The organism is Streptomyces mauvecolor, from assembly GCF_039532965.1.
Taxonomy (GTDB): Bacteria; Actinomycetota; Actinomycetes; order Streptomycetales; family Streptomycetaceae; genus Streptomyces; species Streptomyces violascens.
This window is the reverse complement of the sequence record NZ_BAAASQ010000007.1, coordinates 30,312-56,286: the sequence shown is the minus strand read 5'-3', so window position 1 is coordinate 56,286 and position 25,975 is coordinate 30,312. Positions and strand designations below refer to the sequence as shown.

Annotated in this window: 28 protein-coding genes; 17 read left to right on the top strand and 11 right to left on the bottom strand. The window is 72.2% G+C overall.

The annotated features are described in order from the left end of the window. The first annotated feature begins 53 nt into the window (after positions 1-53). Both ABD346_RS07085 and ABD346_RS07080 read left to right on the top strand, forming a co-directional pair. A complete protein-coding gene (locus tag ABD346_RS07085; RefSeq protein WP_344373033.1) occupies positions 54-1,181 on the top strand; it encodes an alpha/beta hydrolase in 1,128 nt (375 codons plus the stop codon). 398 nt (positions 1,182-1,579) lie between these two features. Then, on the top strand, positions 1,580-2,887 hold the full coding sequence (locus ABD346_RS07080; RefSeq protein ID WP_344373030.1) for a hypothetical protein: 1,308 nt from the start codon (positions 1,580-1,582) through the stop codon (positions 2,885-2,887). A gap of 108 nt (positions 2,888-2,995) precedes the next feature. Here ABD346_RS07080 and ABD346_RS07075 read toward each other — a convergent pair whose 3' ends face one another. Next, entirely contained in the window at positions 2,996-3,385 is a 390-nt protein-coding gene (locus ABD346_RS07075; protein WP_344373027.1) for a VOC family protein, read from the bottom strand. 90 nt (positions 3,386-3,475) lie between these two features. Then, positions 3,476-4,369, bottom strand: a complete 894-nt coding sequence (ypfJ, locus tag ABD346_RS07070; RefSeq protein WP_344373024.1) for a KPN_02809 family neutral zinc metallopeptidase — start codon at positions 4,367-4,369, stop codon at positions 3,476-3,478. A 388-nt stretch (positions 4,370-4,757) separates the two neighbouring features. Here ypfJ and ABD346_RS07065 point away from each other — a divergent pair, with 388 nt between their 5' ends. The 3 genes from ABD346_RS07065 (at position 4,758) to ABD346_RS07055 (ending at position 7,907) form a co-directional block, all read left to right on the top strand. Continuing rightward, positions 4,758-6,356: an ABC-F family ATP-binding cassette domain-containing protein gene (locus ABD346_RS07065; RefSeq protein ID WP_189961324.1), complete on the top strand. Its 1,599-nt coding sequence runs from the start codon at positions 4,758-4,760 to the stop codon at positions 6,354-6,356. A 378-nt stretch (positions 6,357-6,734) separates the two neighbouring features. After that, a complete protein-coding gene (locus ABD346_RS07060) occupies positions 6,735-6,956 on the top strand; it encodes a helix-turn-helix domain-containing protein (RefSeq protein ID WP_006123601.1) in 222 nt (73 codons plus the stop codon). A gap of 150 nt (positions 6,957-7,106) precedes the next feature. Continuing rightward, positions 7,107-7,907, top strand: a complete 801-nt coding sequence (locus ABD346_RS07055; protein ID WP_344373018.1) for an enoyl-CoA hydratase/isomerase family protein — start codon at positions 7,107-7,109, stop codon at positions 7,905-7,907. Positions 7,908-8,114: 207 nt separating this feature from the next. Here ABD346_RS07055 and ABD346_RS07050 read toward each other — a convergent pair whose 3' ends face one another. Continuing rightward, on the bottom strand, positions 8,115-8,777 hold the full coding sequence (locus tag ABD346_RS07050) for a hypothetical protein (protein ID WP_344373015.1): 663 nt from the start codon (positions 8,775-8,777) through the stop codon (positions 8,115-8,117). 88 nt (positions 8,778-8,865) lie between these two features. Between ABD346_RS07050 and ABD346_RS07045 the strand changes: the two genes are divergently transcribed. The 5 genes from ABD346_RS07045 to amaP are packed head-to-tail and all read left to right on the top strand — an operon-like array spanning position 8,866 to position 11,246. Next, a complete protein-coding gene (locus tag ABD346_RS07045; protein WP_344373012.1) occupies positions 8,866-9,363 on the top strand; it encodes an Asp23/Gls24 family envelope stress response protein in 498 nt (165 codons plus the stop codon). Positions 9,364-9,420: 57 nt separating this feature from the next. Beyond that, positions 9,421-9,612: a hypothetical protein gene (locus tag ABD346_RS07040; protein ID WP_053730757.1), complete on the top strand. Its 192-nt coding sequence runs from the start codon at positions 9,421-9,423 to the stop codon at positions 9,610-9,612. A 3-nt stretch (positions 9,613-9,615) separates the two neighbouring features. Next, positions 9,616-9,966 (top strand): iron-sulfur cluster assembly protein, encoded by a 351-nt coding sequence (locus tag ABD346_RS07035; RefSeq protein WP_344373009.1) that lies wholly within the window; start codon positions 9,616-9,618, stop codon positions 9,964-9,966. After that, positions 9,963-10,664 (top strand): DUF6286 domain-containing protein, encoded by a 702-nt coding sequence (locus ABD346_RS07030; protein WP_344373006.1) that lies wholly within the window; start codon positions 9,963-9,965, stop codon positions 10,662-10,664. Before ABD346_RS07035 ends, ABD346_RS07030 begins: the two co-directional genes overlap by 4 nt. Positions 10,665-10,667: 3 nt before the next feature. Then, positions 10,668-11,246: an alkaline shock response membrane anchor protein AmaP gene (amaP, locus tag ABD346_RS07025; RefSeq protein WP_344373003.1), complete on the top strand. Its 579-nt coding sequence runs from the start codon at positions 10,668-10,670 to the stop codon at positions 11,244-11,246. 318 nt (positions 11,247-11,564) lie between these two features. On the opposite strand, the gene ABD346_RS07020 is transcribed toward amaP, so the two are convergent. The 6 genes from ABD346_RS07020 to ABD346_RS06995 form a co-directional block, all read right to left on the bottom strand. After that, entirely contained in the window at positions 11,565-12,320 is a 756-nt protein-coding gene (locus tag ABD346_RS07020; protein ID WP_344373000.1) for an SDR family oxidoreductase, read from the bottom strand. A 4-nt stretch (positions 12,321-12,324) separates the two neighbouring features. Beyond that, the gene (locus tag ABD346_RS07015) at positions 12,325-14,127 is read right to left on the bottom strand and encodes a glycoside hydrolase family 15 protein (protein WP_344372998.1); all 1,803 of its coding nucleotides are present in this window, start codon (positions 14,125-14,127) and stop codon (positions 12,325-12,327) included. A gap of 30 nt (positions 14,128-14,157) precedes the next feature. Beyond that, positions 14,158-14,946: an SURF1 family cytochrome oxidase biogenesis protein gene (locus tag ABD346_RS07010; protein WP_344372995.1), complete on the bottom strand. Its 789-nt coding sequence runs from the start codon at positions 14,944-14,946 to the stop codon at positions 14,158-14,160. Positions 14,947-15,024: 78 nt separating this feature from the next. After that, a complete protein-coding gene (locus tag ABD346_RS07005; RefSeq protein WP_078967008.1) occupies positions 15,025-15,258 on the bottom strand; it encodes a hypothetical protein in 234 nt (77 codons plus the stop codon). Between the two features lie 53 nt (positions 15,259-15,311). After that, positions 15,312-16,292 (bottom strand): DEDDh family exonuclease, encoded by a 981-nt coding sequence (locus ABD346_RS07000; RefSeq protein WP_344372990.1) that lies wholly within the window; start codon positions 16,290-16,292, stop codon positions 15,312-15,314. 155 nt (positions 16,293-16,447) lie between these two features. Then, complete coding sequence (locus ABD346_RS06995; RefSeq protein WP_344372988.1) at positions 16,448-17,074, bottom strand: TetR/AcrR family transcriptional regulator; 627 nt, start codon at positions 17,072-17,074, stop codon at positions 16,448-16,450. A gap of 121 nt (positions 17,075-17,195) precedes the next feature. On the opposite strand from ABD346_RS06995, the gene ABD346_RS06990 reads away from it, so the two are divergent. Genes ABD346_RS06990 through ABD346_RS06970 form a run of 5 tightly spaced genes read left to right on the top strand, consistent with a single transcriptional unit; the run spans position 17,196 to position 22,165 of the window. After that, positions 17,196-17,993 (top strand): acetoacetate decarboxylase family protein, encoded by a 798-nt coding sequence (locus ABD346_RS06990; RefSeq protein ID WP_344372985.1) that lies wholly within the window; start codon positions 17,196-17,198, stop codon positions 17,991-17,993. 2 nt (positions 17,994-17,995) lie between these two features. Next, positions 17,996-18,880 (top strand): SDR family NAD(P)-dependent oxidoreductase, encoded by an 885-nt coding sequence (locus tag ABD346_RS06985; RefSeq protein ID WP_344372982.1) that lies wholly within the window; start codon positions 17,996-17,998, stop codon positions 18,878-18,880. 13 nt (positions 18,881-18,893) lie between these two features. Next, positions 18,894-20,204 carry an amidohydrolase family protein gene (locus tag ABD346_RS06980; protein WP_344372979.1) on the top strand — a complete coding sequence of 437 codons (1,311 nt, stop codon included), beginning with the start codon at positions 18,894-18,896 and terminating at the stop codon, positions 20,202-20,204. Beyond that, a complete protein-coding gene (locus tag ABD346_RS06975; protein ID WP_344372976.1) occupies positions 20,201-21,427 on the top strand; it encodes an amidohydrolase family protein in 1,227 nt (408 codons plus the stop codon). Before ABD346_RS06980 ends, ABD346_RS06975 begins: the two co-directional genes overlap by 4 nt. A gap of 24 nt (positions 21,428-21,451) precedes the next feature. Further along, positions 21,452-22,165, top strand: coding sequence for a VIT1/CCC1 transporter family protein (locus ABD346_RS06970; protein WP_344372973.1), 714 nt, complete (start codon positions 21,452-21,454; stop codon positions 22,163-22,165). Here the strand turns inward: ABD346_RS06970 and ABD346_RS38770 are convergent. Continuing rightward, entirely contained in the window at positions 22,122-22,685 is a 564-nt protein-coding gene (locus ABD346_RS38770) for a hypothetical protein (protein WP_465270257.1), read from the bottom strand. The genes ABD346_RS06970 and ABD346_RS38770 overlap by 44 nt on opposite strands. A 48-nt stretch (positions 22,686-22,733) precedes the next feature. Further along, positions 22,734-24,251 (bottom strand): NACHT domain-containing protein, encoded by a 1,518-nt coding sequence (locus ABD346_RS06965; RefSeq protein WP_465270258.1) that lies wholly within the window; start codon positions 24,249-24,251, stop codon positions 22,734-22,736. 161 nt (positions 24,252-24,412) lie between these two features. Here ABD346_RS06965 and ABD346_RS06960 point away from each other — a divergent pair, with 161 nt between their 5' ends. Both ABD346_RS06960 and ABD346_RS06955 read left to right on the top strand, forming a co-directional pair. After that, entirely contained in the window at positions 24,413-25,297 is an 885-nt protein-coding gene (locus tag ABD346_RS06960; RefSeq protein WP_344372970.1) for a sterol desaturase family protein, read from the top strand. Next, positions 25,294-25,959 carry a lysoplasmalogenase gene (locus ABD346_RS06955; protein WP_344372967.1) on the top strand — a complete coding sequence of 222 codons (666 nt, stop codon included), beginning with the start codon at positions 25,294-25,296 and terminating at the stop codon, positions 25,957-25,959. Before ABD346_RS06960 ends, ABD346_RS06955 begins: the two co-directional genes overlap by 4 nt. Positions 25,960-25,975: the final 16 nt, after the last annotated feature.

Here is a 25,975-nt window from a genome sequence, read left to right as displayed (position 1 = left end):
CCGATGGGCTCCGCCCACTGGCACCCCGGCGGGCCCGAGCCGAGACTGGAGGGGTGCGCCCCGCTACGAAGACGGCCGCGGCCGTCACCACACTCCTCGGCGTCGGCGCGGCAGCGGTCGTCGCCGGACGCCATGCCAGCGACGCCGCCCTCAAGGCGCCGCCGGGCCGTCCGCTGCCCACCGACCCCCGGCTGACCGTGCATGCCACGGCCCCGGGCCGGATCACCCTGACCCGCTCGCTCGTGTCGCTGCGCCCGGGCACGTACGGCCTGCGGGGACCGGGCGCCCACGCCGTCGTCGGCGAGGTCCTCGACCGCGCCCCGCACACCGCCGACACGGTGGTACGCCGTCTGGAGCGGGTCACCCACGGCAGCCTCGCGCCGGGGGACCGGGTACGGCTCACCCCGCAGGTGCACCGCGGCACCCCGAGCGCTGCCCTCGGCCTCGAGTACCAGGACGTCGAGATCGCGGCCGAACTCGGGCCGCTGCCCGCCTGGTTGGTGCCCGGCCCCCGCACCACCTGGGTGATCGCCGTGCACGGGCTCGGCACCACCCGCGAACACCCCCTGAACGTCGTGGAGTTCCTGCACCGCCAGCAGCTGCCGGTGCTCCTCCTCGCCTACCGCGGCGACGACGGCGCGCCCCGCTCACCGGACGGGCTCGGCCACCTCGGCGACTCCGAGTGGCGCGACCTCGACGCCGCGATCCGCTACGCCCTGCGGGCCGGGGCCCGGCGGGTCATCCTGCACGGCTGGTCCACCGGCGCCACGATGGCCCTGCACGCCGCCACCCGCTCCGCACTGCGCGAGCGCATCGCAGGCATCGTGCTCGACTCGCCCGTACTGGACTGGGAGTTCACCCTGAAGGCCCTCGCCACCGCCCACGGCACCCCGGGCGCGCTGCTCCCACTCGCCGTCCGGGCCGCCCAGGGCCGCACCGGCCTCCACGGCGACCGCCTCCAGGAAGCCGTCGACCCCAAGGCCCTGCGCGTCCCGACGCTGCTCTTCCACGGCCCCGACGACACGCTCGCCCCCTGGGGCCCGTCGCGCGAACTCGCCGACCGCCGCCCGGAACTGATCAGCCTGCACACAGTCCCGCACGCCCCCCACGCCTCCATGTGGAACGCCGACCCGGCCCGCTACGAAGAAACTCTGCGCCGCTTCCTCACCCCGCTCATGTGACACCCGGCAGGCCCCCGGTGCGGCATGAGGGCAGGAGCGCAGATTCCGGTTGGGCTTTCGTGCGGTGCCCGGACCGGGTCTGCCCGGGGCGTGGCTCCCGGACCGCCGACAGACCCGATGGCCCCGGTGCGGCGTGACGGGGAGATTCCGTTTCGGCATTCGGGCGGTGCCGGGACCGTGACTCTCCGCGGGACGGCCCCCGGATCCCCAGCAGCCCCCGCGGCCCCCGGCGTGGCGATCGTGGCCGATTCCGTTTGGGCTTTCGGGCAGTGACGGGGAAGACTGCCTGCGTGACGTCCCGGAAGCCTGAAGAGAAGTTGCCGCGCGACTCCAGACTGCGGCTTGTCCGCGCTCCGCACCCGATGCAAGCCCGACCTCTTGCCACCGCCCGCAGGGCCATGACCGACCGGCGCACCCGGCCGGCGCCCCGGCCGCCCGCGGGCACCCCGGCCGCCGCCGAACTGGCCCGCCAGGCCAGGGCGGTGCTCGCCGACGCCGTGCGCGTCGCCCGCTGGACCGACGCCGAGCGTGCGCGGGGCGGCGCCCCCGGGCCCGGACGGCCGGGCCCGCTGCCCGCGCCGGTGGCGGAGCGGGCCGCCGCCGCACTGGGCTTGACGCCCGGTCAGGTGCGGGCCGGCTGGGACCGGGCCCGGCTCGCCGGTCTCGTCGAGCTGCACGGCGCCACGGTGCGGCCCGGCTGGCGGCTGCGCGCCTGGGACCGCGACGACGCGGCCGTCCTGCGCGGCTGGGTCGCCCTGTTCGACGCCTGGTCCCTGGTCCACCCCGCGCCGGAGGACATCGCCCCGACCGCGGTCGCCGAGGTCGTCGAAGCCGTCCCCCAAGTGCTCTCCCTCCTCCAGCTCTCCAACGGGCCGGTCCTCGTACCGGCGCTGCTCGACCTGCTCGGGCAGCGGGTCGCCGAACTCCGCGAGGAACGCTGCGAGGTCCCCTACGGCCCCCAGCCCGACCCCGTGTCCCTGCCTCCGCTCCTGCCGCACCTGCTCGGCTGGGCCCTGGGCGGGCTCGCCGCCGTCGGCGCGCTGGTCCTCGGCGAGGGCCAGGCCACCCTGACCCCGCTCGGCAACTGGGCGGTCTGGGTCAAGCTGGAGCAGATCTGCGTCGCCGCGCAGAGCCCCGCCGGGAACATCGAGCAGTCCGCCGAGGACATGCTGCGCGGCTGCGCCGGCCTCACCCCGGGCCCGGCCCGCGCCGAGTACCGGGCCTGGACCGCCGCCCGCACCGTCGGCAGCGCCGTCACCGAGCTCCTCGACGTCGCCCGGGGCGACGACGCCCTGCTGCGCGGGCTCGCCTTCGAGGCGCTGCGGGTCGTGGGAGCGCCCGCCGAGGCCGGGGTGCGCGCCGCCGCGACCGAAACCTGCCTGCGCCCCTACGCCCTGCTCTGGCTCGCCGAGTACGAGGGCGCCGATCCCGAGGACGTCCTCGGCGTCCTCACCCGCGAGGAGTCCACCTGGCTGTGGGTCGACACGGCCGCAGCGGTGGCCGACCACGGAGAGAGCGAACTGCTCGTACGCCACCTCGACTCGGCGGTGCAGGGCACGGTCCCGGCACTGCTCGACGAGGTACGGGCCGTCGGGCATCCGCGCACCGTGCAGGTCCTGGTCGCCCTGGCCGCGGCCCATCCCGACCCGGCCCTGGCCAAGGCAGTGCGACGGGCCGCCTTCCAGGTCCATACGGGCTCCGTGTAGCGCGACGCGCGTAGCGAGACAGCCGCCCGCCCCCAGGGGCGGCCCGTCCGCCGTCTTCAACCCCCTTGTTCTGCAGGCCTGCCGAGGGCGGCCGGGGCGCCCACCGCCTCACTCCGCGCCGCCCGGCGCATACGTGCCGAAGCTCCACACGTTGCCCTCCGCGTCCCTCGCCATGTAGTCCCGCGAGCCGTAGTCCTGGTCCGTCGGCTCCATGAGGATCTCCACGCCCTGCTCGGCGGCACGCTTGTAGTGCGCGTCCACATCGCTCACCACCACGTACACGCCCACCGGGCCCGCGTTCGCCATCACCTTCGCGAAGAGGCCCTCGCGGCCCTTGGAGCCGAGCATCACCATGCCCGTCCCGCAGGACAGCTCGGCGTGCATCACACTGCCGTCCTCACCCTCGTACGCACACACCTCGGTGAAGCCGAAAGCGTCCTTGAGCTGGCGGATCGCCGCCTTCGCATCGCTGTAGAGAATCGTCGGGTACATGCTCATGCCGATCGCTCCTTCCGGGGTCAAGCCGCTGACTGTGACCTGGATCTCAGTGTTGCACCCGGCACCGACAACGCCCGTCGGCGCCCGGACTCACCGCGCGAAGGTGTTGCAGCGGCCCATGTCGCCGGTCTGGTAGCCGGTGTAGAACCACTGCTGGCGCTGCTGCGCCGAGCCGTGCGTCCAGGTCTCCGGGGTGACCCGGCCCTGGAACTTCTCCTGGATCCGGTCGTCGCCGACCGCGGCCGCCGCGTCCAGGCCGTCCTTGATGTCCTGGGCGGTGAGCTTGGAGATGAGCGGGCGGCCCGTCGACTTGTCGGGAGTCGTCGTCGCGTGGTGAGCCCAGACCCCGGCGTAGCAGTCGGCCTGCAGCTCCACCTTCACCGCGTTGCTGTTGGCGCCCTGCTGCCCGTCCTGCGCCTTCTGCAGAGTGCCCATCAGGTTCTGGATGTGGTGCCCGTACTCGTGCGCCACCACATACGCCTGCGCGAACGGGCCGCCGCTGGAACCGAACTTGGTGCGCAGTTCGTTGAAGAAGCCGAGGTCCAGATAGACCTGCCGGTCGCCCGGGCAGTAGAAGGGCCCGACGGCCGAACTCGCCGCGCCGCAGGCCGTGTTGACCCGGTTGGTGAAGAAGACCGTCTTGGCGGGGGAGTACTTGCCGCCGCGCCGCGGGAACTCCTGGCCCCAGTAGTCCTGCACGCTGTTGACCACCGCGACGATCCGGCAGTCCTCCTTGGTGTTGGCGTCCGATCCGGTGCGGCAGCTCTTGTTCACCTGGGCCTGCGACGACGAAGTCGCCCCCGGCGTGGTGTCGCCCGACGAGAGCCCGAGCTCCTCGGGCCCCACGCCGAAGAACAGGCCGAGCAGCAGCGCGATGACGCCGACGATTCCGCCGCCGACCGTGGCGCGGCCGCCTGGGATCCGGCTGCCGCGCACATCGTTGACCTCGGACGTGTCCAGATCGGCGTCGTCGTCGAACTGCATGGGCGCACCACTCTCTGTTCACCCGGGCGGCGTGAGGGGCAGCCCGCTCAAGGTCACCCCGAGTATCAGGAAAGTCACCCCGAGTATCAATCGGTTCATTGCGCTACGCCCGTTTTGTTACGTCGGTGGGTGTGCTCACCTACGGGCAGTGGCGGCCGGGACTCCTGGAGCCAGGAGCCGGCCGCCACCGACGGGCTCGGCAAGATCACCCCTGGCCGTACCCCGCTGGGCAACGAACTCCCTGGTGAGCGGCCCGTGGACCGCGGCGGAAATCGGGTTGCGCGGCCCAGTTAGAATTGGCCCATGGCAATTCTCCTTGTGCATTAGGCGGCGTCGACCTCCGCGACCCCCGTCCCGTCCGCCGTCCATACCGCCCTGGAGTCTTTCCGTGATCACCGCCACCGGCATCGAGCTGCGCGCCGGCGCCCGAGTCCTCATCGAGTCCGCGAACTTCCGCGTCGCCAAGGGCGACCGCATCGGCCTGGTCGGCCGCAACGGAGCCGGCAAGACCACCCTCACCAAGTGCCTGGCCGGCGAGGGCATCCCGGCCGCCGGCACCATCACGCGGTCCGGCGAGGTCGGCTATCTGCCGCAGGACCCGCGCACCGGCGACCTCGACGTCCTCGCCCGCGACCGCGTCCTCTCCGCCCGCGGCCTCGACGAAGTCCTGCGCAAGATGCGCGAGAACGAGGATCGCATGGCGAACGGCAAGGGCGCCACGCGCGAGAAGGCGATGAAGAAGTACGAGCGCCTGGAGACCGAGTTTCTGACCAAGGGCGGGTACGCCGCCGAGGCCGAGGCCGCCACCATCGCCGCCGCCCTCGGCCTGCCCGACCGGGTGCTCGGCCAGCCGCTGCATACGCTCTCCGGCGGTCAGCGCCGCCGTATCGAGCTCGCCCGCATCCTCTTCTCGGATGCCGACACCCTGCTCCTCGACGAGCCGACCAACCACCTCGACGCCGACTCCATCGTCTGGCTGCGGGACTACCTCAAGACGTACCGCGGCGGCTTCATCGTGATCTCCCACGATGTCGACCTCGTCGAGACGGTCGTCAACAAGGTCTTCTATCTGGATGCCAACCGCGCCCAGATCGACGTCTACAACATGGGCTGGAAGCTCTACCAGCAGCAGCGCGAGGCCGACGAGAAGCGCCGCAAGCGCGAGCGCCAGAACGCCGAGAAGAAGGCCGCAGCCCTCAACTCGCAGGCCGACAAGATGCGCGCCAAGGCCACCAAGACCGTCGCCGCGCAGAACATGGCCAAGCGCGCCGAGCGCCTGCTCTCCGGCCTGGAGGCGGTCCGCGTCTCCGACAAGGTCGCCAAGCTGCGCTTCCCCGAGCCCGCGCCCTGCGGCAAGACCCCGCTGACGGCGGAGGGCCTGTCGAAGTCGTACGGCTCGCTGGAGATCTTCACCGACGTCGACCTGGCCATCGACAAGGGCTCGCGCGTCGTCATCCTCGGCCTCAACGGCGCCGGCAAGACGACCCTGCTGCGGCTGCTCGCCGGGGCCGAGAAGCCGGACACCGGCGAGGTCACCCCGGGTCACGGCCTCAAGATGGGCTACTACGCCCAGGAGCACGAGACGCTCGACCCGGAGCGCACCGTCCTGGAGAACATGCGTTCCTCCGCGCCGGACCTGGACCTGGTCGAGGTCCGCAAGACGCTCGGCTCGTTCCTCTTCTCCGGCGACGACGTCGACAAGCCGGCCGGCGTCCTGTCCGGCGGCGAGAAGACCCGCCTGGCCCTTGCCACCCTCGTCGTGTCGTCCGCCAACGTGCTGCTCCTCGACGAGCCCACCAACAACCTCGACCCGGCCAGCCGCGAGGAGATCCTCGGCGCGCTGCGCACCTACAAGGGTGCCGTCGTCCTCGTCACGCACGACGAGGGCGCCGTCGAGGCGCTCCAGCCGGAGCGGATCATCCTGCTGCCGGACGGCGTCGAGGACCTGTGGGGTCCGGACTACGCGGACCTGGTCGCCCTCGCCTGACCGGACGCCTCCGGCGCGGGATTCCGTGCATGATCCATCCGCTGATCCACTCCGTATGGATCATTCGGCTTACGCGTGATCCTCAATCTGAGTGAGTGCGTCTCGTACCCCGGTGTGTCATGTGCGGGATCAAGGTCCGCCCCTTGTGGGGCGGGCCTTTTTTCGTGTGTGACCCGGAACACAGCGCTGACCTGGCGCTTCGCCTCGACTTTCGGCCCGGGTTATGTCCGCGCTCGGCCGGAATATGAAATTCCGCGCCGTCCGGCCGCCTTCTGGGCCCCAAAGCTTGTTGTACGGACCTTGCCGAATGGGTGGCCAGGAAGGCCGGAAGGGGTGATCATGAGAAGTCCAGAGCGCACTTCCCATGAGGAGGCACGGGTGGCCGAGACTCTGAAGAAGGGCAGCCGGGTTACCGGCGCCGCGCGCGACAAGCTCGCGGCAGACCTGAAGAAGAAGTACGACTCCGGTGCGAGTATCCGGGCGCTGGCCGAGGAAACCGGCCGGTCCTACGGATTCGTACACCGGATGCTCAGCGAGTCCGGGGTCACTCTCCGTGGACGCGGCGGAGCGACACGGGGCAAGAAGGCCGCCTCGGCCTGACCGAGGCAGTTTCGGACAGCTCCCTGTGGCCCACCGGGTCCGGTGGTGGCCACCCGGTCGGCCATGCGGTCGACCGGGTGGTTACTGTGCAGTCACTTAATGACCGCCGATGCGGTCATTCAATGACGGCCACTGACCCGGAGGCGCTCCATGGCTACGTCCGCATCCGCAGCTGTTGAATTCGACAAGGACGGCGTCCGGCTCTCCGTCGACGACGCGGTCGCCACGGTGACCCTGACCAATCCGGCCAAGCGCAACGCCCAGTCTCCCGCTCTGTGGCGGGCGTTGGCGGACGCCGGACGGTCGCTTCCGGGCAGCGTCCGCGTCGTCGTGCTGCGCGGTGAGGGCAAGTCCTTCTCCGCGGGCCTCGACCGCCAGGCCTTCACCCCCGAAGGCTTCGACGGCGAGCCCTCGTTCATCGACCTCGCGCGCGGCTCCGACGAGGACCTCGACGCGGAAATCGCCGCATACCAGGAGGCGTTCACCTGGTGGCGCCGCAACGACATCGTGTCGATCGCGGCCGTCCAGGGGCACGCGATCGGTGCCGGCTTCCAGCTCGCCCTCGCCTGCGACCTCCGGGTCGTCGCGCAGGACGTGCAGTTCGCCATGCGCGAGACCAGCCTCGGGCTCGTCCCCGACCTGACGGGTACGCATCCGCTGGTCGGGCTCGTGGGCTATGCCCGCGCGCTCGAAATCTGTGCGACGGGGCGGTTCGTCGGCGCCGAGGAGGCCGAGCGCGTCGGCCTGGCCAACCTCGCCGTCCCGGTCGAGGAACTCGACTCCGCTGTACGGGACTTGGCGGGCGCGCTGCTGGCTGCGCCGCGTTCTGCCGTGGTCGAGACGAAGGCTCTGCTGCGGGGTGCGGTGGGGCGGGACTACGAGGAGCAGCGGGTTGCCGAGCGTGCCGCTCAGGCTCGGCGGCTGCGCGACTTGGCCGGGCTCTCCGACTGAGCCTGGTCGCACCCTGCGGGGGGCTCGGCTGAGTTCCGCGGACCGTGCGCTGGGGGCTCTGCCCCCAGGCCCCCCGTTCGCGCCTCAAGAGCGCTCGTCCTCAGCCGCCGGACGGGCTGAATTGTGATCCCCACCCTCGATGGTGGCGGACGGGCTGAAGATTCCCCCCCGCCCGTGCCGCCGGAGGGGGCTGGATGAGGCGGCGTGTCAGCCTGCCCATGTGATCAGTACGGCCACCGAATCCGCCTCCGGCGTCGCCCTTGCCACCGCTTCCCGTACGGCTCTTGCCACCTCCAGGGGGTGGTGGGTCGTGGCCAGTTCCACCCTTACGTGGGCCGCTGCCGTGTGCACCGGCGGGCCCAGTTCCGCCGTCAGGTGAGCCACTCCCGGGGTTGCCAGGGCCGCTGTCGCGGCTGGTGCTGCCGGGGGTTCGGCCGGGTCCGGTGGGGGGCCGCCGGGTGGGGGAGCCGGGAGGGCGTCCAACAGGGACGTCACCGTCAGGTCGATGTCCGAGACCGGCAGGCCCAGGCGGTCGTCCGCCGCGGTGAACAGGGCCTCCCGCAGGGCCGCCGTCAGCTCCGGCAGCGGGTGGCCGCCCAGGGCCGCCAGCTCGGCCGTGATGCGGAGCGGGCCGGCGGGCAGGGCGGTCGGTGGGGGCGGGACCGGAGGCTCGGGGCGGGACTCCGGGTCGGCCGGGGCTAGGCGTAGGGACGCCACCGCCAGGCCCGGCAGCGTCGCCGCCGCGGCCCTCAGCACCGAGACCGCCGCCCGTTCGGTGATCCACGCGCCGTCCTGAACGTCACCCAGAGCGAGCAGCCGCCCCAGGCCGAGCCGCCGGCGTACCGCGGAACTCCAACTGTCACCCGTCATTGCTCCAGCCTGCCGCATCGCGGGCGCGAGTCGGGGCAACCGCGCTTAATGTGGGCAATGGAGTCCAAGGGCGAAGGGACACACGGTCATGAGCGACACCGCACAGCGCAACCGGCCCGGTACACCCGCGAATGACCCGGCGGGCGAAACGGCCGAGCAGTTCAAGAAGGCGTCCGTCACCAGGCGCGGTGGCGGCGATCCGGCGGGGCGCGGCCGCACCACCATCGCCGACGGTGTGGTCGAGAAGATCGCCGGGCTCGCCGCCCGCGACGTCGTGGGCGTGCACGCCATGGGCAGCGGCCTCTCCCGTACGTTCGGCGCGGTCAGGGACCGGGTGCCCGGCGGCAAATCGGCCGTCACGCGCGGGGTGAAGGCCGAGGTGGGCGAGGTGCAGACCGCGCTCGACCTCGAAATCGTCGTCGACTACGGGGTGTCCATCGCCGACGTGGCCCGCGATGTGCGCGAGAACGTCATCTCCGCGGTCGAGCGGATGACCGGCCTCGAAGTCGTCGAGGTCAACATCGCGGTGAGTGATGTGAAGCTGCCCGACGAGGAGGACGAGGAGCCGGAGTCCCGGCTTCAGTAGGCGCCGTCTGTCGGAACGTACTGATCCATCCGAACGTACTGGACCGAGGAGCTCGGCATGAGCATGGCGGTGGTTGGCTTGATGGCCGGCATGGCACTCGGCTTCGCCGGATACTTCGGCGGCTTCGGGGCCTTCCTGCTGGTCGCGGCGCTCGGCGCGATCGGCTTCGTAGTGGGCCGGTTCCTGGAGGGCGACCTCGAACCCGGCGACTTCTTCCGACCCCGCGACCGCGGCGACCGGCGGCGCTGACCCATGGCGGTGGCCGGACGGATCGAGCCCGCCGAGCGCGGTGCCACCCGGATCGCCGACCGGGTCGTCGCGAAGATCGCCGCCCAGGCGGCCAGAGAGGCGCTCGACGAGATCCCCGAGGGCGGCGCCCCGCCGCGTGCCACCGTCGTCGTGCACCAGGAGTCCGCCCGGGTACGGGTCAGCGTCGAGCTGGGCTACCCCGGCGATCTCGGCGGCCAGTGCCGCGCGGTGCGTCGCCAAGTCGCCGAACGGGTAAAAGCGTTGGCGGGGATGGAGGTGCCCGAGGTGGCGGTGCAGATCGAGCGTCTGCACGCGGCGGACGCGGGCGCGGCGGACCGGGGGAGGATCCGATGAGCCAGCCGCACGAAGGCGACAACAGCACGCAGCGTCTGCCCGTGATCGAGCAGAGCCCCGATCCGGCGGCCGCCGCCGGGGCCCCGGGCCTCGACCAGTCGGTGTCGGCCGCCGACTATGACGCCGTGCCCGTTCTCGCGGAGGGCGAGGGTGGCAAGGCCGGACGCTTCTGGTCGGTGCGCCGGATTCCTGCCGGACTGCTAGCCCTGGCGGTGCTTGCCGCGGCCGGGCTCCTCCTCTACGACATCGCCGCCGTACGCGCCCACCGCCCCGCGATGCGCTGGCGGGTCGGGCTCGCCGACTGGCTGGCGGAGCACCCCGTCGACGACGTGGCGGTGCTCGCGGGCGCGGGGGCCGTCGCGCTGCTCGGCGCCTGGCTGATCGTGCTCGCCGTCACCCCGGGGCTGCGCGGCATCCTGCCGATGCGGCGCGAATCCGCAGCCGTACGCGCCGGGCTCGACCGGGCCGCGGCGGCGCTCGTGCTGCGCGACCGGGCCATGGAGGTGGCCGGCATCCAGTCGGTCCGGGTCCGCATGGGGCGCACCCGGGTCGTGGTGCGTGCCCTGTCGCACTTCCGCGAACTCGACGACGTACGGGCCGACTTGGACGCGGCGCTGGGTGCGGGCATCCGGGAGCTCGGCCTGGCCGGGCCGCCCGGGCTCGCGGTCCACGTGAGCCGTCCGGTACGGAAGGGCTGAGCCATGCTGAGGACGGTCAACCGGGCACTGCTCGGCCTCGCGGGACTTGTGCTGTTCCTCGCGGGCGGCGCGGTGCTGGCCGCCGGGTTCGGGCTCGACGTGCCGTCCTGGTGGCCCTGGCACGGCAAGACCGACGTACTCCTGAGCCGTTCGCGCCGGGACCACTGGAACGACCAGGGCTGGTGGTGGCCGGTCGTCATCGCCGCGCTGGCGCTGATCGTGCTGCTCGCCCTGTGGTGGCTGCTCGCCCAGCTGCGCCGGGCCCGGCTCGCCGAGGTCCTGGTCGACTCCGGGGACGGGGAGGGGGCGTTGCTGCGGGGGCGGGCGCTGGAGGCGGTGCTCGCGGGAGAGGCGGAGGGGCTTGACGGGGTGTCCCGGGCGGCGGTCGTCCTGGGCGGCCGGCGCTCTGCCCCGTCGGCGCGGGTGGAGCTTCTCCTGGAGGCGCATGCCGAGCCGGCGGGGGCGCTGGCCCGTCTGGAGGGTGAGTCGCTGGCTCACGCCCGTGACTCTGCGGGGCTTGCCTCGCTGCCGGCGGAGGTTCGGCTGCGGGCGGTCAAGCATCGGGCGCGGCGTGTGAGCTGACGCCGGGAGGCCCTTCCCCACCCCGCCCCTTCCCTGGACCCTCCGGGGGTGTGGGTGGGCTGAGCAGGACTCCTGGTGCTCCGCCCCAGACCCCGTTCGCGCCTCTGAAGGGCGCTCGTCCTCAATCTCCCCCAAGGCCTCAAGGGCCAGGGGGACCCCCCATGACGGGCTGGGTATGCCCGCATGGGCGGCACGCAAGCCACCGGCCAGGCTGGGTATGCCTGGCACCCCGCGAAGAACAACTCTGCCAGGGGCGCCGGGAACTGCGCGATCCGGGGCGGGGGAGCGGGGGCCCACCGGGTAATGGGCCCCGGGCGCTCAGAACCCGTGTCGCGCCCCGCCGTCCACCGGGAGCATCACGCCGGTCAGGTACGACGCCGCCGGTGAGAGGAGGAACGCGGCCGTGCGGCCGAACTCCTCCGGGGTGCCGTAGCGGCGCAGCGGGATGCGGGACTCGTTGGCCGCCCGGGTCGCCTCCGCGTCGCCGGAGAGCTCGTCGAGCTGGCGGACCCGGTCCGTGTCGATGCGGGAGGGGAGCAGTCCCACGACCCGGATTCCGCGCGGGCCCAGCTCGTCGGCCAGTGACTTGGCGAAGCCCGCCAGGCCCGGGCGGAGGCCGTTGGAAATGGTCAGGCCGGGGATCGGTTCGTGGACCGAGGCCGACAGGACGAAGCCGATCACGCCACCCTCGTCGAGCTCGTCGGCCGCCGCGCGGGCGATGCGGACAGCGCCGAGGAACACGGTGTCGAAGGCCGACTGCCACTGCTCGTCGGTGTTGTCCGCGACGAAGCCCGGCGCCGGGCCGCCCACGCTGATCAGCACGCCGTCGAAGCGCCCGAAGTGCTCGCGGGCGGTGGCGACCAGCCGCGCCGCCGCTGCCGGGTCGGCGTTGTCGGAGGTCACCGGCAGGGCGCCGGGGCCGAGTTCGGTGGCGGCCTCCTTCAGCGTCTTCTCGTCGCGGGCGGTGATCAGCACCTTCGCGCCGTCCGCGACGAGCGCGCGGGCGGACGCGAGACCGAGGCCCCGCGAAGCCCCGGTGACGACGTACACACGGTCCTTCAGTCCAAGATCCATGCGCCTATCCTGCCTCGTCCCCGCACTCCAGCGCGCAGGCGGTCGCGACCAGGCCGATGTGGCTGAAGGCCTGCGGGAAGTTGCCGAGCTGGCGCTCACCCACCGGGTCGTACTCCTCGGCGAGCAGCCCCACGTCGTTGCGCAGGTCCAGGAGCCGCTCGAAGAGTTCCCGGGCCTCGTCCTCGCGGCCGGTCAGGCGCAGCGCGTCCGCCAGCCAGAACGAGCACACCAGGAACGTTCCCTCGTCGCCGGGCAAGCCGTCCACGGTCGTGCCGTCCGTGCTGTAGCGGCGTACGAAGCCGTTCACGCCGAGTTCCTCGCGCACCGCGTCGACCGTGCCCACCACCCGCGGGTCGTCCGGCGGCAGGAAGCCGACCCGGGGGATGAGCAGCGTCGCCGCGTCCAGCTCCGTCGAGCCGTACGCCTGCGTGAAGGTGTTGCGGACCGGGTCGAAGCCCTTCTCGCACACCTCCTTGTGCACCTCGTCGCGCATCTTGCGCCAGCGTGCGGCGGCGCCGCGCAGCTTCGGTTCGGCCTCCAGGGTGCGTACCGCACGGTCCGCGGCCACCCACGCCATGACCTTCGAGTGGACGAAGTGACGGCGCGGCCCGCGCACCTCCCACAGCCCCTCGTCCGGCTCGCGCCACCGCTCCTCCAGGAAGCCGAGCAGGCTGAGCTGGATGTTCCAGGCGTGCGACTCGCTCTTGAGGCCCGCCTCGCGCGCCAGGAACAGCGAGTCGACGACCTCGCCGTACACATCGAGCTGGAGCTGGTCGACGGCCGCGTTGCCGATCCGTACCGGTGTGGACCCCAAGTGCCCCTTCAGCCAGGGGAGTTCGGTCTCGGGGAGCCTGCGCTCGCCCGCGAGCCCGTACATGATCTGGAGGTCGGCCGGGTCGCCGGCGACGGCGCGAAGCAGCCAGTCCCGCCAGTGGGCGGCCTCCTCCAGATAGCCGGCCGAAAGGAGCGCCTCCAGGGTGAGAGTGGAGTCGCGCAGCCAGCAGTAGCGGTAGTCCCAGTTCCGTACGCCCCCGATCTCCTCCGGCAGCGAGGTGGTGGCGGCCGCCACGATGCCGCCGGTGGGGGCGTAGGTGAGGGCCTTGAGGGTGATCAGGGAGCGGATCACCGCTTCCCGGTAGGGGCCCTGGTACTGGCAGCGGCCCGCCCATTCCTGCCAGTCCGCCACCGACTGTTCCAGGGCCTCGTGCGGGTCGCAGAGGTCGGGGCGCGGCTGGTGGGAGGCGTGCCAGGTGAGGACGAAGGCGACCTTCTCCCCCTCACCGACCGTGAACGAGGAGCGCGTACTCATGTGCTGGCCCCACGTCTTGACCTCGGGCTCGCTGCGCAGCCACACCGAGTCGGGGCCCGCGATCGCCACCCGGTGCCCGTCCGCGCGCCGCATCCAGGGCACCACATGGCCGTAGTCGAAGCGCAGCCGCAGGACCGAGTCCATCTCGACGGTGCCGCTCAGGCCCTCCACGATGCGCACGACATCGGGGGCCTGGTCGCGCTGCGGCATGAAGTCGACGACCTTCACCGTGCCGGTGCGGGTCTCCCAGAACGTCTCCAGGATGAGTGAGTCGCCCAGATAGGCGCGCCGGTCGCACTGTCCGAAATGGCCCACCTCGGCCGGGGCGATCCGCCAGTGGCCGTTGTTCTCGTCACCGAGCAGCGCCGCGAAGCAGGCGGCGGAGTCGAAGCGGGGCAGACAGAGCCAGTCGACCGATCCGTCCCGGCCGACCAGAGCCGCGGTCTGCAGATCGCCGATGAGGGCGTAGTCCTCGATGCGCTGAGTACGTTGTGTCACGCCATGGCGTGTTCCCGGCCGGTCACCTTGCTAAGCAGCGGCGGGTTCGGGCGCCTCTACGGGCGCGGCCGCCGCCTCCTCGCGGTCCTGCTTCTCACGCCGTACGAGGATGAACCAGCCGACCGGCACGGCGGCCGAGAAGAGCCACCACTGAACGGCGTACGCCATGTGCGGGCCGATCGAGCTGTCGTCGGGGGCCGGGATCAGCTCGGGGGAGTTGTCGGGCGACTCGGGGGCGGTCTGCTCGATGTAGCCGCCGAGCACGGTGCGGCCGAGCGCCTTGGCCTGCTGGGCGCTGCTGATCAGCATGACCTGGCGGGGCGGCAGGCCCTTGACGTCCTTGATGCCGCTGGCCGCGGTCGTCTGGTCGGCCATCAGGCGGCCGGTGATCGTGACCTTGCCGGCGGGCGGCGCGGGGATCTTCGGGAAGTCCATCTGGTTGCCGTTGTCGGCGATCCAGCCCCGGTTGACCATCACGGTCGGGCCGCCCGCGAGGACGAACGGGGTGAGCACGTGGTAGCCGACCCGGCCGTCGGCCGCGGTCCTGCGCCGTACGACGACCTCGTGCGCGGTGTCCCAGGTGCCGGTCGCGCTGACCTGGCGCCAGTAGTCCGACCGCGGGACGGTGTGGCCCGGCGAGGTGAGGTCGGTCACCGGGACCGGCTTCGCCTTGAGGTTGTCGGCGATCAGCGTGTTCTGGGCGACCTTGTGCTCGTGGCGGTGCAGCTGCCAGAAACCCAGCTCGATCATCGTGGGGATGAGAGCGAGGGCCAGAAGGGTGACGAGCACCCACTGCCGGGACAACAGGAAGCGGTACACCCCATGACCGTACAACTCGGGCCACGGGGTGCTCCGAGTGGGGTGGCGGGAGGCCGGGTGGCGGGAGGAGGGGGGAGGTCAGACCTTGTCGACGATGCCCACCTTTCCGTCCGCGCGGGCGCAGTGCGCTCCGCAGTACCACGCGCCCTCGACCTCGACGCCCTGGCCGATGATCTGGACCCGGCAGTGTTCACAGATGGGCGCCATGCGGTGGATGGCGCACGAGAAGCAGTCGAAGACGTGCACCGCGCCCTGCGCGTGCACCTCGAAGGACATCCCGTAGTCGTTTCCGCAGACCTCGCAACGTGCCATGCGCCACAGGGTGAGGCGTGCGCGGCGCACACGGTGGGCGCCGCGCCCGGCACTCACCCGTCTGCCGGTGTCACGTCCCGCAGGAGCTGGGTGAAGGCGGCCTCGTCGACGACCGGCGTGCCGAACGACTTCGCCTTGACGGTCTTGGACGTCGCCGAGTCCGGATCGTTGGTGACCAGGAGGCTGGTGAGGCGCGAGACGCTGGTCGCCACGTGCAGCCCCGCCTCGATCGCCCGGTCCTCCAGGAGCTCCCGGTCGACGGAGGTGTCGCCGGAGAACGCCACCCGCATGCCCTGCTTCAGCGGCCGGTCCGGCTCGTAGCGGCCGGGGTTGGGGTGCGGGCAGGCGGGGCGCTTGCGCGAGGCCCGCCAGGTGGCCGAGCCGCCGCGGTAGGAGGCCTGGTAGCCGATGCGGGGGGTCGCCGGGGAGTCCGTCCACTCGGTGAGCGGGCGGCATTCGAGCAGCGGGAGGCGCACCCCGCCGGCCGCGGCCGCGTGCAGGCTGGGCCGGAACGCCTCGGCGAGCACCCGCGCGTCGTCCAGGGCGTGGTGCGCGCGCTGCTGCACGACGCCGTAGTGCGCGGCGAGCGACTCCAGTTTGTGGTTGGGCAGCGGCAGTGCGAGCTCCTTGGACAGCGCGATGGTGCACAGCCGCTGCTTGACCGGCGCGGTGCGCTCGGCCCGCGCGTACTCGCGCGCGATCATCTGCCAGTCGAAGATCGCGTTGTGCGCGACCAGGACCCGCCCGTCGAGCCGGGCCGCGAACTCCTCGGCGATCTCCGGGAAGAGCGGCGCCCCTTCCAGGACGTCACTGGTCAGCCCGTGGATCCACACCGGCCCCGGGTCGCGCTCGGGGTTGACCAGCGTGTACCAGTGGTCCTCGACGTTGCCCTGCGCGTCCAGCCGGTAGACGGCAGCCGAGATTATCCGGTCGTCGCGGGCGAGGCCGGTGGTCTCCACGTCGACGACCGCGTACCCCGGTGGGTAGGCGGCCGGCCACGTCGCTGCTGTCGTCAGGTCGTCGAGCATGGTCACAGAGAATACGGGTCCGCACTGACACTCCGGCCCGGCCCCGGTCGGGTACGGGCTCCGGTGATGCCGTCCGCCGCAGGTCGAGCGCCGCCAACTGCCCCTGGTTTCAGCCTGCTCAGTGCCCTCGGACCCCGCGAGGGAGCCGCACCGCAGGGTGCTCAGCCCGGGGCCCCCGAGAGCAGCCCCGCCACGAGCGCCCGTACCGAGGAGGTGAACAGCCTGTCCTGATCCACCGCAGAGCCGAGCGCACGCGCCAGCGCAGGGTCCTGTTCAGCCGCCGCACTGTCCCACAGCTCCCCCTCCGCCGGGCGCTGCACCGGCGCGCGCTCCCGGTTGCGCTCCACCAGGACGTACCCCACCACCTGGAACTGGATCGCCCGCACCGCCTGCGCCGCCCGGGCCCCGCGCAGGCCCGCCGCGTGCATCTCGTGGACCAGCGCCTCCTGGGCGGGCAGGAACATCCGCTCGGTGAGGCCGCGTTCGTGGACCATCGCGATCAGGTGCGGGCGCGCGCGCAGCTCGCGGCGCAGGGTGCGGGCCACCGACACGACGCGCGCGGCCGGCGTGCGCCCGCGCGGTCTGATCTCGCCCAGTTCCTCGACGGTGCGCTCGACGAGCGCGTCCAGGAGGGACTCGCGGTTGCCGACGTGCCAGTAGATCGAGGTGACCGCGGTGCCCAGCTCCGCCGCGAGCTTCCGCATCGTGAGGGCGGCCGGGCCGTGCTGTCTGACCAGGGATCCGGCCGCGGCAAGGACCTCCTCGCGGGTGAGTGACGTGCGCGCCATATCTGACTCTCCATCAATTCCGTTGCGTGCAGGGGTCTTTACCCTTCATCGGCCGCGGTGTAACTGTGTTACAGGCCCCGGAAGGGACCGGCGGAGAACAGCCTGCGAAGGGTGGTACGACATGGCACGCGTACGGTACGGGGCGCGCACCGAGGCCGAGATCCAGGCGGCGCGCACCGCGAGTTCCACACTCCCCGACATCTGGTCGACCGGCGTGGTGGCGGTCTGGGAGAGCGACCCCGACGCGGTCGCGGCCGTGCTGCCGCCGCCGCTCAAGCCCGCCGAACGCCCGCTGGTGCGGGCCAACATCAGCAAGGTCGACCTGCCCGGCTATCCGCTCGGCGCGGGCTCGGTGGCGGTCGCCGCCGTGCACGACGGGCAGGAGGGCTGGTATCCGCTGGTCATGCCGATGACGCACGAGCGGGCCCTGATCGGCGGACGCGAGGTGTTCGGCGAGCCGAAGAAGCTCGGCGAGGTGCTCGTCGAGCGCGACGGGCTGGTCGTGAAGGCCTCGCTCGCCCGGCACGGGATCGCGTTCGTGGAAGTGCGCGGCGCCGTCGAGGGCGCGCTGCCGCTGCCCGAGCCGACCCAGAAGACCGACTTCTACTTCAAGTTCCTCCCGGCCGTGGACGGCGAGGGCTTCGACGCCGACCCCGTCCTCGTCCACTGCGTACGCAACGAGAAGGTGCGCAAGCTGGAGAAGATCACCGGCGACGTGGTCCTTCGCGAGTCGATGTACGACCCCGTCGCCGATCTTCCGGTGCGCCGCGTCGTCGAGATCAGCATCGGCGAGAAGACCACCGACCAGAAGGGCAGGGTGGCCGAACGGGTCAGCGCGCAGGCCCTGTTGCCGTACATCCACCAGCGCTACGACGACCCCCAGCAGATCCTCGACGGGCCGCCCGAGGGGAGCGTCTGACCATGGAGCTCAGGCAGGGGCAGGTCGCCGTCGTCACCGGTGCGGCGAGCGGGATCGGTCTTGCGATGGCCCGGCGGTTCGCCGCCGAGGGGCTCAAGGTCGTCCTCGCCGACGTCGAGGAGGGCGCCCTGGAGAAGGCCGCCGGGCAGCTGCGCGAGGACGGGGCACAGGTGCTCGCCCGCACGGTCGACGTCAGCGAGCGGGACTCCGTGATCGCGCTGGCGGACGCCGCGTACGAGACCTTCGGGGCCGTGCACGTGCTCTGCAACAACGCGGGCGTCGGCTCCGGCGCCGAGGGCCGCATGTGGGAGCACGAGGTCAACGACTGGAAGTGGGCCTTCGCGGTCAATGTGTGGGGCGTCTTCCACGGCATCCAGGCCTTCGTGCCCCGCATGATCGCGGGCGGCGAGCCGGGCAGGGTCGTCAACACCTCGTCCAGCGACGGCGGGATCGCCCCGCTGCCGACCGCGTCCGTGTACGCCATCACCAAGTCGGCCGTCGTCACGATGACCGAGTCCCTGTACGCGCACCTGAAGGCGGAGGGCGTGGCGGTCGGCGCCTCGGTGCTCTTCCCCGGACCGCACATGCTGCGCACCGGACTGTGGGAGTCGCACCGCAACCGCCCCGAGCGGTACGCCAAGGAGCGGCCGCGCCGGACCCCGTACCGCAGCCTCGACCAGTGGGAGGCGGCGATGAAGGCGGCCGGCCAGGAGATCGAGTTCACGCCGGTCGAGGACGTGGCCGCCGAGGTCGTCGACGGGATCCGCGCCGACCGGTTCTGGATGCTGCCCGCGAGCGAGCACAGCGACCGGCAGATCAGAGCGCGGTCGCAGGCCATGCTCGACCGGGCGAACCCGGCGTACCTGGAAAGCTTCATTCTGGACTGACGAGGGACGTGCGATGACAGCACAGAGGACGGCACAGAAGACAGCGCAGAACGACCCGTACCTGATCATCTCCTCCGACTGCCACGCCGGGCTGCCCACCGAGCGGTACCGGCCCTATCTGGACGCCCGGTTCCACCGGGACTTCGACGACTTCCTCGCGGGGCGCGACCGCCGCCGCGAGGAGATGACCCGGCTCGGCGTGCGCAACGAGGCGTTCGCCGACAAGTGGTTCAGCGAGAACGAGGAAGGCCTGCGCGGCGGTTGGGACGCGGTGCAGCGGCTCAAGGAGCTCGACGGCGACGGGGTGGCCGCCGAGGTCGTCTTCCCCGACGCGGACGCCGTCGACAGCCAGACCGCCGCGCCCTTCGGCGTGGGCCTCGGTCTCTCCGGCGACCAGGACCCCGAGCTCGGCATGGCGGGCGCCCAGGCGCACAACCGCTGGCTCGCCGAATTCGTCGGGCAGAACCCCGAACGGCACTGCGGGGTCGCCCTGCTGCCCGTCACCGGCGAGGTCGACCGGGTCGTCGCCGAGATCCACCGGGCCAGGGCGTCCGGGCTCGGCGCGCTGATGATCCCCTCGATGTGGGTGGACCGGGCCCCGTACCACGACCGTCGCTACGACCCGGTGTGGGCTGCGGCCGCCGAGACCGGGATGCCGCTCGTGACCCACTCGGGTGCGGCCCCCCGCCACGAGTACGGCGACCACCTGGGCATCTACGTCTCCGAGGTGACGTTCTGGCCCGCCAGGCCCCTCTGGTTCCTGCTCTGGTCCGGTGTCTTCGAGCGGCATCCGGGGCTGAAGTTCGGGGTGGCGGAGTCGGGCTGCTGGTGGCTGCCGAACCTGCTGTGGTTCATGGACCGCCTCTATCTCGGCGCGCACGGCGGCAAGAAGCTGTCGCCGTTCGCCGAGCTGAAGCGCCCGCCGAGCGAGTACCTCGACCGGCAGCTCTTCATCTGCGCCACCAACACCAAGCGCCGCGAGCTCGCCCAGCGCTACGAGATCGGCGTCGACAACATCCTGTGGGGCTCCGACTTCCCGCACCCGGAAGGGACCTGGCCCCACACCCGCGAGTGGCTGCGCAACACCTTCCACGACATTCCGGTGAGCGAGACCCGGCGCATGCTGGGCCTGGCGGCGGCCGAGGTCTTCGGCTTCGACACTGAGAAGCTGGCCCCGATCGCCCGCCGGATCGGGCCGACCCCCGCCGAACTCGGCCAGCCCGACGACCAGTTGGCGGTCGAGGCGTCGTGGGCGAGGTCGCGCGAGGTGGGCCGGCACTGGCTCACGGAACACGACTTCCCGGTCCTGGGGGTGTCGCAATGAGCGAGCGCTACACCGTCATCTCGGCGGACTGCCACGCCGGGGCCGACCTCCTGGACTACCGCCCGTATCTGGAATCCAAGCACCACGAGGCCTTCGACGCGTGGGCGGCGACCTACGTCAACCCGTACGAGGACCTGATGGCGGACACCGCCGACCGCAACTGGAACTCGGCCCGCCGGGTGGCCGACCTGGAGGCGGACGGCATCGTGGCGGAGGTCGTCTTCCCGAACACGATCCCGCCGTTCTTCCCCTCCGCGTCCCTCATGGCGCCCGCGCCGACCCGCGAGGAGTTCGAGCAGCGCTGGGCGGGCCTGCGCGCCCACAACCGCTGGCTGGCGGACTTCTGCGCCGAGGCGCCGGGCCGCCGGGCGGGCGTCGCGCAGATCCTCCTGAACGACGTCGACGAGGCGGTACGGGAGATCCGCCGGTCCAAGGAGGCGGGCCTGACCGGCGGCATCCTGCTGCCGGGCGCGCCGCCGGGCTCGGGAGTCCCCGAGCTCTACTCCGACGCGTACGACCCCATATGGGCGGTCTGTGCGGAACTGGACGTACCGGTCAACCACCACGGCGGGTCCGCATCCCCGCCGCTGGGGGAGGATCCGGCGGCCCGGGCGGTGTTCATGGTGGAGACGACGTGGTTCTCGCACCGGGCGCTGTGGCACCTGATCTTCGGCGGCGCCTTCAACCGCCATCCGTCGCTGAAGCTCATCCTCACCGAGCAGGGCTCGGGCTGGATTCCCGGTGTCCTGGACATGCTGGACTACTACCACGACCGGCTGGTGGCGGCCGCGACGAAGGCGTCCACGGCGGAGTCCAAGTTCGGCGCGGGCCTCGCCGAGTCCATGGGCAAGGGCCCGTCCCAGGTCTGGCGGGACAACTGCTTCGTCGGCGCGAGCTTCATGCGGCCGCACGAGGTGCCGCTGCGGGACCGGATCGGCCTCGACAAGATCATGTGGGGCAGCGACTACCCGCACGACGAGGGCACGACCCCGTTCTCCCGGGAGGGCCTGCGGATCGCCTACGCGGGCCTGCCGAGGGACGAGGTCGCCGCGATGGTCGGCGGCAACGCGGCCCGCGTCTACGGCTTCGACCTGCCTTCCCTCGACAAGGTCGCGGCCCGGGTCGGCCCCACGGTCGCCGAGATCGCCGAGCCGCTGAAGGAGATCCCGGCCGAGGCGTCGAGCCCGGCGTTCGCGCTGGGTGGGTCGGTGCGCGTGTGGTGACAGGAGGGGTGAGACCCTCCCCGCATGAGCTCAACAGACCAGCACGACGAGGCGCACGACGGGGCCCTCGGCTCGCGGCTCAACTGGCTGCGGGCCGCGGTCCTGGGGGCCAATGACGGCATCGTGTCCACCGCCGGTCTCGTCGTCGGCGTGGCCGGCGCGACGGACGACCGCTCGGCCCTCCTGACGGCGGGCCTGGCCGGACTGCTCGCCGGTTCCATGTCGATGGCGGCCGGCGAGTACGTCTCCGTCTCCACCCAGCGCGACTCGGAGAAGGCCGCGCTCGCGACGGAACGCCGCGAGCTGAAGGAGTCCCCCGAGGCCGAACTGGCCGAGCTGACCGGGCTTTTGGCGGAGCGCGGGCTCAGCGAGGAGGTGGCCCGCGAGGCGGCGGTCCAGCTCACCGAACGCGACGCCCTGCGCGCGCACGCCAGCGTCGAGCTGGGCATCAACCCGGACGACCTGACCAACCCCTGGCACGCGGCCTGGGCCAGCTTCTTCGCCTTCACGGCAGGCGCCCTGCTGCCGTTGCTGGCGATCGTGCTGCCCCCGGCCTCCGTCCGCCTCTACGTCACGGTCGGCTCGGTCCTGGCAGCCCTGGCCCTGACGGGCTGGTGGAGCGCCCGCCTGGGCGCGGCCCCGGTGGGTCGAGCGGTCGTGCGGAATGTGGGTGGGGGCGCGGTGGCCATGGGGGTTACTTATGGGGCGGGGGTGTTGTTGGGGGCGGTGGGGGGTTGAGGGTCAGGAGGGGTGGCGGATGATCCGCTCGGGCGGGAAGAGTTCCTCGCCGGTGAGGGGCGTGTCGCCGGTCAGGGTAAGGGCCATACCGTCCAGCGGGAGCAGGGGACTCCCGAGCCCGCTCCTCCACATCGGCCCGCACCGCAGGATCCAGCTCCGGCGCATGCTCCAGGCAGGCTGCCGCCAGCAGCACAAGACGGTGCCGGAGGCGGGGTGCGTGGTCGGCTCGGCGCATCAACTGCCGTAGCAGGCGGGCTCGTTCGACCACCCGGGCATGGCCCACGGCCATCCGCACCACGTCGTCCCACGTGTCGTCGTGCGCGTTGCGTACGAGCACCCCGAAGTCCCGCTCCTCCACCGCCGCCTTCGCGCCCAGGTAGTCCTGGAACGTCCGGTGGACGAAGCCCACCGCGCCCGGCATCGGCTCGCGGAGCAGGCCGCTGCGGATCAGGAGGTGGGCGAAGACCTGGTCCGGCGCGCCGGTGACCTGCGGCATCGCGGACAGCCACTCCGTGACCATCTCCGCGGCCTCGTCCCGGGCGGCCTCCGTGAGGCCGTTGCGGATCAGTCAGTACGCGAGCCGCTGGAGCAGGGCCGTCTGCTCGTCCCGGGTGAGGGTGACGCCCTCGACGCCGGTGATCTCCCGCTCGGTGTCGCGCCGCACGAGCAGCATGTCGAGCGCCGCGTCGTACAACTCCTTGCGGGCGCGCGGGAGTTGCATGCGGCGGTCCCGGTTCAGGGCGCACAGCAGCGCGCACATCAGCGGGTTGGTGGCGAGCCGCCCCAAGTCGCGGCGGGAGCTCACCGCGGTGAGCAGGGACTGCTCGTACGCGTCCAGGCGGGCCCGCTCGTCGGGCGCCGGGCAGGCGAGCCGCGCCGAGTCGTGCCAGTGCGCCACGAAGGCGCGCACGTCCTCCCGCTCCATCGGCAGCAGCGAGTGCGCCACGAAGCCGCGCCCTGCCAGCCAGTCCTCCGACACCGCGGAGGGCCGGGTCGTCACCACGTACCGGGCCCGAGGGAAGGCCGTGACCAGCGACTTCAGCCAGGCCTCCGTGCGGGCTCGCAGCCGCATCGGCACCTCGTCCACGCCGTCCACCAGGATCAGCGCCCGGCCCTCGGCCAGGAGCGACTCGGCCCAGCCGGGCGCGGGGGACAGCGGCACCCCGGCCGCCCGCAGGAACTCCTGGGGCAGCGGGAGGGATTCCGCCGCCGTGAAGGCCCGGAGGCGCAGGACGAAGGGAACGCACCGGTTCCAGTCGGCCAGTTCCGCCCCGAACGACCTGCGGGCCGCGTTCAGCGCCAGCCACTGCACCAGCGTCGACTTGCCCGAACCCGCCGGGCCCCGCAACAGCAGCCGGTCCGTGCCCGCGAGGGCCTGCTCCGCGCTCACCGTGGCCACCCTGGCGTGCGGCAGGCCCACCGCCTGGCGGGGTTCACCGCTGACCGCCAGGCCGATGTACGCGGTGTCCAGCGGCCACTCGCTCGCCGACCGCCCGAGGGTGAGGCCGAACAGTTCGAGGCGGCTGTGCGTCTGCTCCACATACCGCGCGTACTTCTCCTCGAAGGCGAGCGCGGCCGCCTCGGGGCGCGGGCCCACCCGGTCGCGCACGTCCTCGATCAGTTCGCGTGCGGCGTCCGCCGATCTGGCCTGCTTCACGGCCGCCCGCGCGGCGAAGGACGGATGCGCGGTGAGCTGTTCGACGCAGTGCGCGCAGCAAAGGGTCAGGAGCTCCTCGTAGAGGGACTCACCGGGGCCCGGATGCGGGCGGCGCAGTTCGGCGGCGAGGCGGTCGGGGTCCAGGGCCAGCGCGAACAGGCGCTCCGCGTCGAGCTCGCCCGCCGCCGTGAAGCCGTCCCGCACCGCGTCGACGGCCGCCGTCCGCTCGTGCTCGGGGAGTGAGCCGTACGCCTCGGTGAGCCGCTGCCCCAGCACCTTCGCGAGGCGGTCCGGCGATGCCGTCTTCGGGAGCGGGCGCAGCGGCGCGGGCACCAGCCCCGCGCCCGGCCTCGGGGCCAGGACGGCCTTCGCGGCCGCCGACACCACCGTGCCGGCCAGCCGCAACATCACAACTTCCAGTCCTGGCACGGCAGTTGCCTCCCCCGTGAGCGCACCGGTGTCCGCGATCGTACGCCGCGCCCGCCGCACCCCCTTGGCAGAACTCACCAAAGCCTGCTGACAACACGTCTCGCATACTTGTCGGTAACAACATCTAGCCGGACCTGCCACCCCGCCCCTACGGTGCAGGCATGTCGCCGAACCTGCCCGATGTCGTGCTGTGGTCGATACCCGCCTTCGTGCTGCTCACCGTCATCGAGATGGTGAGCTACCGGCTCCATCCGGACGAGGACGCCGCCGGGTACGAGACGAAGGACGCCGCCACCAGCGTCGGCATGGGGCTCGGCAGTCTGGTCTTCGACGCTTTGTGGAAGATTCCGATCGTGGCGATTTATTCGGCCGTCTACGCCCTGACGCCGCTCGCCATCCCGGTTCTGTGGTGGACCGTGCCGCTGATGCTGCTCGGGCAGGACTTCTTCTACTACTGGTCGCACCGCGGCCACCACGTCATCCGCATCCTGTGGGCCTGCCACGTGGTGCACCACTCCAGCCGCAGGTTCAACCTCACCACCGCGCTGCGCCAGCCCTGGACGACCTGGACCGTGTGGCCCTTCTACGTGCCGCTCATCGCGCTCGGCGTGCATCCCGCGGTGCTCGCGTTCTGCTCGTCGGCGAACCTCGTCTACCAGTTCTGGGTGCACACCGAGCGGGTCGGCAAGCTGCCCCGGCCGTTCGAGTACGTGCTCAACACTCCCTCCCACCACCGGGTGCACCACGCCTCCCAGGGCGGATATCTGGACCGGAACTTCGGCGGGATCCTGATCATCTGGGACCGGATGTTCGGCTCGTTCACGGCCGAGACCGAGCGGCCCGTGTTCGGCCTCACCAAGAACATCTCCACCTTCAACCCGCTGCGCGTCGCCACCCACGAGTACGCCGCCATCGCCCGCGACGTGCGGGCCGCCCGCACCTGGCGCGAGCGGGCCGGGCGGATCTTCCGCGGCCCGGGCTGGCAGCCGCAGCCCAAGGCGGCCACGACCGCCGAGCCCGCCGTCGTGGCGGAGCGCGCCGTATGACCCAGCCCGGCGCGGACGCCGTACCGCGCGGGCTGAGCACGAGGGCCGCCGCGCTCCCCCCGCTCCTCGTCGCCTTCGGCGTGGCGTCGGCCGTCGATCTCGTCTCCCTGCTCGCCGGCTGGCACACCGGGCACCTGCTCGCCAAGCCGCTCCTCATGCCGCTGCTCGCCGGGCACGTGCACGCGCGGGGCGGGCCCCGGCTGCTCGTCGCGGCGCTGCTGTGCGGCTGGGGCGGCGACGTGTTCCTGCTGTCCGGCGCCGATGCCGCGTTCCTGCTCGGCATGGGCTGCTTCGCCGCCGGGCACGTCTGCTACCTCGTGCTGTTCGGGCGGGGCAGGACGCATGCCGGCCTCGGCGCCGCGTACGGGATCGCCCTGGCCGGGACCGTCGCCGCGCTCTGGCCGGACCTGCCCGCCGGGCTGCGCATCCCGGTCGCCGGATACAGCCTGCTGCTCACCGCGATGGCCTACCGGTCGTCCAGGCTCGGACCGGTCGTCGGCCTCGGCGGGGCGCTGTTCCTGCTCTCCGACACCCTAATCGCCACCGGCGTCGCCGACTGGCCGCAGCCGCCGCGCCCCGATTTCTGCATCATGCTGACCTATCTCGCCGCGCAGGCACTTCTCGCACAGGCGTACCGTGAGAGGTCCCGTACCACCCCCTGACCGGCAAGGACCTGCA

Bases quoted from the DNA above. Each gene is read 5' to 3' on its own strand.
- ABD346_RS06960 (WP_344372970.1), top strand. From the start codon at position 24,413: ATGTCGCCGAACCTGCCCGATGTCGTGCTGTGGTCGATACCCGCCTTC.
- ABD346_RS06985 (WP_344372982.1), top strand. From the start codon at position 17,996: ATGGAGCTCAGGCAGGGGCAGGTCGCCGTCGTCACCGGTGCGGCGAGC.
- ABD346_RS07035 (WP_344373009.1), top strand. From the start codon at position 9,616: ATGGCGGTGGCCGGACGGATCGAGCCCGCCGAGCGCGGTGCCACCCGG.
- ABD346_RS06975 (WP_344372976.1), top strand. From the start codon at position 20,201: ATGAGCGAGCGCTACACCGTCATCTCGGCGGACTGCCACGCCGGGGCC.
- ABD346_RS06970 (WP_344372973.1), top strand. From the start codon at position 21,452: ATGAGCTCAACAGACCAGCACGACGAGGCGCACGACGGGGCCCTCGGC.
- ABD346_RS07050 (WP_344373015.1), bottom strand. From the start codon at position 8,777: ATGACGGGTGACAGTTGGAGTTCCGCGGTACGCCGGCGGCTCGGCCTG.
- ABD346_RS38770 (WP_465270257.1), bottom strand. From the start codon at position 22,685: ATGGTCACGGAGTGGCTGTCCGCGATGCCGCAGGTCACCGGCGCGCCG.
- ABD346_RS07020 (WP_344373000.1), bottom strand. From the start codon at position 12,320: ATGGATCTTGGACTGAAGGACCGTGTGTACGTCGTCACCGGGGCTTCG.
- ABD346_RS07045 (WP_344373012.1), top strand. From the start codon at position 8,866: ATGAGCGACACCGCACAGCGCAACCGGCCCGGTACACCCGCGAATGAC.
- ABD346_RS06980 (WP_344372979.1), top strand. From the start codon at position 18,894: ATGACAGCACAGAGGACGGCACAGAAGACAGCGCAGAACGACCCGTAC.
- ABD346_RS06995 (WP_344372988.1), bottom strand. From the start codon at position 17,074: ATGGCGCGCACGTCACTCACCCGCGAGGAGGTCCTTGCCGCGGCCGGA.
- ypfJ (WP_344373024.1), bottom strand. From the start codon at position 4,369: ATGCAGTTCGACGACGACGCCGATCTGGACACGTCCGAGGTCAACGAT.
- ABD346_RS06955 (WP_344372967.1), top strand. From the start codon at position 25,294: ATGACCCAGCCCGGCGCGGACGCCGTACCGCGCGGGCTGAGCACGAGG.
- ABD346_RS06990 (WP_344372985.1), top strand. From the start codon at position 17,196: ATGGCACGCGTACGGTACGGGGCGCGCACCGAGGCCGAGATCCAGGCG.
- ABD346_RS07040 (WP_053730757.1), top strand. From the start codon at position 9,421: ATGAGCATGGCGGTGGTTGGCTTGATGGCCGGCATGGCACTCGGCTTC.
- ABD346_RS07080 (WP_344373030.1), top strand. From the start codon at position 1,580: ATGACCGACCGGCGCACCCGGCCGGCGCCCCGGCCGCCCGCGGGCACC.
- ABD346_RS07055 (WP_344373018.1), top strand. From the start codon at position 7,107: ATGGCTACGTCCGCATCCGCAGCTGTTGAATTCGACAAGGACGGCGTC.
- ABD346_RS07030 (WP_344373006.1), top strand. From the start codon at position 9,963: ATGAGCCAGCCGCACGAAGGCGACAACAGCACGCAGCGTCTGCCCGTG.
- ABD346_RS07075 (WP_344373027.1), bottom strand. From the start codon at position 3,385: ATGAGCATGTACCCGACGATTCTCTACAGCGATGCGAAGGCGGCGATC.
- amaP (WP_344373003.1), top strand. From the start codon at position 10,668: ATGCTGAGGACGGTCAACCGGGCACTGCTCGGCCTCGCGGGACTTGTG.
- ABD346_RS07005 (WP_078967008.1), bottom strand. From the start codon at position 15,258: ATGGCACGTTGCGAGGTCTGCGGAAACGACTACGGGATGTCCTTCGAG.